This window comes from Microbacterium sp. NPDC056569 (assembly GCF_042793475.1).
Lineage (GTDB): Bacteria > Actinomycetota > Actinomycetes > Actinomycetales > Microbacteriaceae > Microbacterium.
In genome coordinates, this window is record NZ_JBHTUV010000005.1 from 186,260 (window position 1) to 191,100 (window position 4,841).

Below are 4,841 nucleotides of genomic sequence, written 5' to 3' on the forward strand. Positions count from 1 at the left end.
AGGAGCCCGCGATGACGACGCCCGCTCAGACTGTCGCGTGGAACGACCCTCGCGACGACATCGCGGTCGGCGTGCTGATGTCGAACGGCCGCCTGGCGCCTCGCAGGTTCGCGAGCCGGGCCGAGGCCGAAGCGTGGGCGCGTCCCGAAGAGGGCGACCGCGTCGTCGAGTGGAACCTCATCTGCGAGTGCGACTACTGACGCGCCTCACCCGACGGTCTGGGTGATCGCCGAGCGGATGACGACGGTGTCGGCGCCGTACTCGGCGTCTGCGGCATCCTGCCAGCTCCCGTCGTCCCACACCACGTCGACCCACAGCCACCCGTCCTGCACACTCGAACCGAGGTAGGCGTCGCCCAGCGTGTCGGGCAGCTCGTCCTGGATCGCGGCGAGTGTCGCCTCGTCGCCTGCTCCCGGTTTCCCGCCCGTCGGGTCCTCGGGGCGGATCGGGTCGTACAGCGCCAGGAGGATCGGCGGCTGCGTCGAGGTGAACGTCTCGCCGTCGTAGGTGCCGCGAACGGCGTAGGCGCCCCAGGTCACGTCCCCCGAGGACTCCGCACCGTCGACGCCCTCCCACGACCACCCCACGAGCGGCGTCCCCGTGCACTGCGGCGGATAGGACTCGGCCACCGCTCCCAGGCAGAGCTGCACCTCGCCGGCGGTGTCGAGCACGGTTCCGGTGGCGGCCACCTCGCCTTCGGGCGGGACCGGCGTGACGGTACCGAGCGCGGCGGGCGCGGGCGTGCCCGCGGGGCCGGCGCTCGCGCACGAAGCGGCGACGAGCAGGACGACGGCGGCGGTGGCCGCGATGCCGAGGGGGCGACGGAGACCTCTCATGCCTTCAAGGTGTCGCGTCGGCGCAGATCGTCTCAGAAGCGGATGCTGCGGCATCCGTTCGTCATCCGTTCGCTCTCGGTCCGGAACGGGGTGTAGCCTGATGCCATGCGCTTCGGCGGGCTTCTCCTTCTTAGCCGCCGCGACGAGACCTCGTTCTAGGGCCTTCCTCGTCGCGGAGCTTTGTGTTGGCCCGCATCATCAGGCACTGAGCCACCCCGATCGGGCTGAGGCTCGGAACACACGAGAGAAGCGACGACATCATGGAGAACACCCAGAAGCCCTCGGGCCTGCCGACCCACAAGTATCGGCCGTTCCACGAGCAGATCACCGTGAATCTGCCCGACCGCACCTGGCCCGACCAGCGCATCACGACCGCGCCCCGCTGGTGCGCCGTCGACCTGCGTGACGGCAACCAGGCGCTCATCGACCCGATGAGCCCCGAGCGCAAGCGCATCATGTTCGACCTCCTCGTGAAGATGGGCTACAAGGAGATCGAGGTCGGCTTCCCCTCGGCGAGCCAGACGGACTTCGACTTCGTCCGCCAGCTCATCGAGGAGAACCTGATCCCCGACGACGTCACGATCCAGGTGCTGACGCAGGCGCGACAGCATCTGATCGAGCGCACCTACGAGTCCATCGCCGGCGCGAAGCAGGCGATCGTGCACCTGTACAACTCGACGAGCACGCTGCAGCGCGAGGTGGTCTTCCGCACCGACGAGCAGGGCATCGTCGACATCGCGCTCGAGGGCGCTCGCCTGTGCCGCGAGTTCGAGAAGCGCATCCCCGAGACCCAGGTCTTCTACGAGTACTCGCCCGAGAGCTACACCGGCACCGAGCTCGAGTTCGCGCTGAGCGTGTGCAACCAGGTCATCGAGATCTTCGAGCCGACGCCGGAGCGCAAGGTCATCATCAACCTGCCCGCCACCGTCGAGATGGCGACGCCGAACGTCTACGCCGACTCGATCGAGTGGATGAGCCGTCGCCTGGCCCACCGCGAGAACGTCATCCTGTCGCTGCATCCGCACAACGACCGCGGCACCGCGATCGCGGCGGCGGAACTCGGCTACATGGCCGGTGCCGACCGCATCGAGGGCTGCCTGTTCGGCAACGGCGAGCGGACGGGCAACGTCGACCTGGTCGCGCTCGGGATCAACCTGTTCACACAGGGCATCGACCCGCAGATCGACTTCAGCGACATCGACCAGGTCAAGCGCACGGTCGAGTACTGCAACCAGCTTCCCGTGCACGAGCGCAGCCCCTGGGCGGGCGACCTCGTGTTCACCGCGTTCAGCGGCTCCCACCAGGACGCCATCAAGAAGGGCTTCGAGGCGATGGACGCCCGGGCCGCGGCCGCCGGCGTGACCGTCGACGAGATCGACTGGGCGGTCCCGTATCTGCCCGTCGACCCGAAGGACCTGGGCCGGTCGTACGAGGCCGTCATCCGCGTCAATTCGCAGTCGGGCAAGGGCGGCGTCGCGTACCTGCTGAAGACCGACCACTCGCTCGACCTGCCCCGCAAGCTGCAGATCGACTTCTCGGGCGTGGTCCAGGCCAAGACCGACGCCGAGGGCGGTGAGGTCACGAGCGACCAGATCTGGAAGATCTTCACCGACGAGTACCTGCCGTCGGAGGTCGCCGACGAGCGCTGGGGCCGCTTCGAGCTGCTGGCCACCAGCACCCGCAGCGACCTGTCGGGCGATGTCGCGCTCGACATCACGCTGCGCGACGGCGACGACCGGTTCGAGGCATCCGGCCGGGGCAACGGCCCGGTCGCCGCGTTCCTCGAGATCATCCGCGCACAGGGGTTCGACGTGACGCTCTACGACTACGTCGAGCACGCCCTGAGCGCCGGCGGCGACGCCCAGGCGGCCGCCTACATCGAACTCCAGGTCGATGGCGAGCGCCTCTGGGGCGTCGGCATCGACTCGGACATCTCGACCGCATCGCTCAAAGCGATCGTGTCGGGCGTGAACCGCGCCATCCGTACGCGGCAGCGGTCCGGAGCCCTCGCGGGCGTCTGAACGCGAACCGTCGGCGGGTGTGCGTGGCTGATCCCGCGCGCACCCGCCGGTGTTCGCCCGGAGTCCGGCCGTCGAGCGGACGAGGCGAGACGGAACGGATGCCTCAGGGCTTCACGATCGGGATCGTCGAGGTCTCGACCGCCACCTTCCGGCGATAGAGCGCACGCTGCTCGGGCAGCGAGATGTCGAAGATCACCGCGAGGAGTCGGATCACCGTCGTCACGACGATGCCGATCGCGGCGGCGATGACCACATCCACGCCGAGCCGCTCCGCGGTCGCGAGGACGAGGCATCCGGCCGCCGCGGCGACCGCATAGAGCGATCCCACGTGCATGATCGCGACCGGCAGCCCCATGATGACGTCGCGCAGGATGCTGCCGCCCACGGCCGCGCACACGCCGACGAACACGGCCGGCACGAGCGGGAGACCGAGCACGAGGGCCTTGCTGGTGCCGAACGCGCCGAACAGGCCGATGACGAGGGCATCGAGGCCGACGATGACGGCGTTGAGCCGCTGGAAGAGGCCGGCGAGCAGCATCCCGAACAGCGCAGCGCCGGCGGCGGTGAGCAGGTACCAGTTGCTCTGCAGCGTCGTGGGCGTGACGTTCAGGAGCAAGTCGCGGATGAGACCGCCGCCCATGCCGACGACGATGCCGATGATCGCGACGCCGAGCATGTCGAGCCGGCGTTCGCCGCGGAAGCCCGACGCGAACAGCGCGCCCTGGATGCCGCCGAGACCCACGGCGATGAGGTCGGCCCACAGGGGGATCACGAAGACCGGCTCGTTCACCCCTCCATTGTCGACGGCGATCAGGGGATGTGGGTGCGCACCGCCGACAGGAAGCCGTCGAGATCGTCGGTCCACAGGCGCACGGCTTCAACACGGTCCTGCCCCTGCGGGAGCCGTACGTCGAGCGGGTGCTCGAGGCGGATGAGGATGTTCGTCTCGTTCGCGATGCGCGCCGCGAACGTGCGGCCCTCCGGCTCGTCCACGACGGCGGGCGCCTTCTCGACCCGGTGCGGGGAGCGCTCGACGGATGCCACGACATCCCAGGGCAGATCGAGGTCGAGCTCGGCGCCCTGTCGCACCCGGATGCCGGCAGGACCGACCGCATGCGGCCTCGTCAGGTAGCCGAACAGGAGGCCGAGCATCCACGTGACGCCCCAGATGCCGAGCACGAGCAGCGGGATGCGCACCCAGACCCAGCGGTGGACGATGAGGTCGACGATCGGGATCTCGATGGCCGACAGCACGATGAAGATCACCAGCAGTGTCAGCACGGGGGAGTGGTACCGGAACGCACTCGCACCCGTGGGGACCCGCGGCCGCCGGAACACGAAGCGGTAGATGCTCTGATAGACGCCGAGCTCCATGATCCAGGCGCGGCGGGCGAGTGTGCGGAGCTTCGCGGGCCACGCCGGCTCGGTGGACGGCCGGGGCGGGTTGTCGACGGCGCTCATGAGGCGGCGTCCTCGCCCGTGCGGGCCTCGTGCTCTGCGATCAGTCGGGTGAGACGGTCGAGCACGTGCGTCAGGCCGCGGAGCGTCGCCTGCGCCGTCAGCTCGTCGAGACCGTCGATGAGCTGGGCACCGAGTTCGGTGTGCTCGGCGTCCATCGCCCGCATCGATTCCTCGCCCCGCGGCGTCAGGGTGACCAGCACGGCCCGGCGGTCGTGCGGATGCGGCTCGCGTCGCGCGAAGCCGGTGGCCTCGAGCCCGTCGACGAGGGTCGTGACGTTGCGCGGGGTGACGCCGAGTGCGGCCGCCAACTCGGCCTGCGTTCGCGGCCCCTGGTGGAAGACGAGCCACAGCACGTGGGTGCGCGCCGGGGTGAGGCCGCGCCGATCGAGCTCGCGCTCCTGATCGGCACTGAGCACGGTCGACAGTGCGAGAAGCGTGTCGAGAATCTGAGTGCCGGACATAGTGAATAGGATACACGAGTTGCGCGGAGTGGTCGCCGACACGATCGGGGTGGATGCCGGCG

The 4,841-nt window shown here is 69.4% G+C and carries 6 protein-coding genes; 2 read left to right on the plus strand and 4 right to left on the minus strand.

Annotated elements, in window-relative coordinates; translation table 11 throughout:
• Positions 1-11: 11 nt before the first annotated feature.
• Positions 12-200: a hypothetical protein gene (locus ACFQ7C_RS08295; protein WP_378899037.1), complete on the plus strand. Its 189-nt coding sequence runs from the start codon at positions 12-14 to the stop codon at positions 198-200.
• A gap of 6 nt (positions 201-206) precedes the next feature.
• Here ACFQ7C_RS08295 and ACFQ7C_RS08300 read toward each other — a convergent pair whose 3' ends face one another.
• Positions 207-836: a hypothetical protein gene (locus tag ACFQ7C_RS08300; protein ID WP_378899039.1), complete on the minus strand. Its 630-nt coding sequence runs from the start codon at positions 834-836 to the stop codon at positions 207-209.
• A gap of 260 nt (positions 837-1,096) precedes the next feature.
• Here ACFQ7C_RS08300 and leuA point away from each other — a divergent pair, with 260 nt between their 5' ends.
• Positions 1,097-2,857, plus strand: coding sequence for a 2-isopropylmalate synthase (gene leuA / locus ACFQ7C_RS08305; protein WP_378899041.1), 1,761 nt, complete (start codon positions 1,097-1,099; stop codon positions 2,855-2,857).
• Between the two features lie 103 nt (positions 2,858-2,960).
• Here leuA and ACFQ7C_RS08310 read toward each other — a convergent pair whose 3' ends face one another.
• The 3 genes from ACFQ7C_RS08310 to ACFQ7C_RS08320 are packed head-to-tail and all read right to left on the minus strand — an operon-like array spanning position 2,961 to position 4,779.
• Positions 2,961-3,647: a trimeric intracellular cation channel family protein gene (locus tag ACFQ7C_RS08310; protein ID WP_378899043.1), complete on the minus strand. Its 687-nt coding sequence runs from the start codon at positions 3,645-3,647 to the stop codon at positions 2,961-2,963.
• 20 nt (positions 3,648-3,667) lie between these two features.
• Positions 3,668-4,318, minus strand: coding sequence for a hypothetical protein (locus ACFQ7C_RS08315; protein WP_378899045.1), 651 nt, complete (start codon positions 4,316-4,318; stop codon positions 3,668-3,670).
• A complete protein-coding gene (locus ACFQ7C_RS08320; RefSeq protein WP_378899047.1) occupies positions 4,315-4,779 on the minus strand; it encodes a MarR family winged helix-turn-helix transcriptional regulator in 465 nt (154 codons plus the stop codon). Before ACFQ7C_RS08320 ends, ACFQ7C_RS08315 begins: the two co-directional genes overlap by 4 nt.
• Between the last annotated feature and the right edge of the window lie 62 nt (positions 4,780-4,841).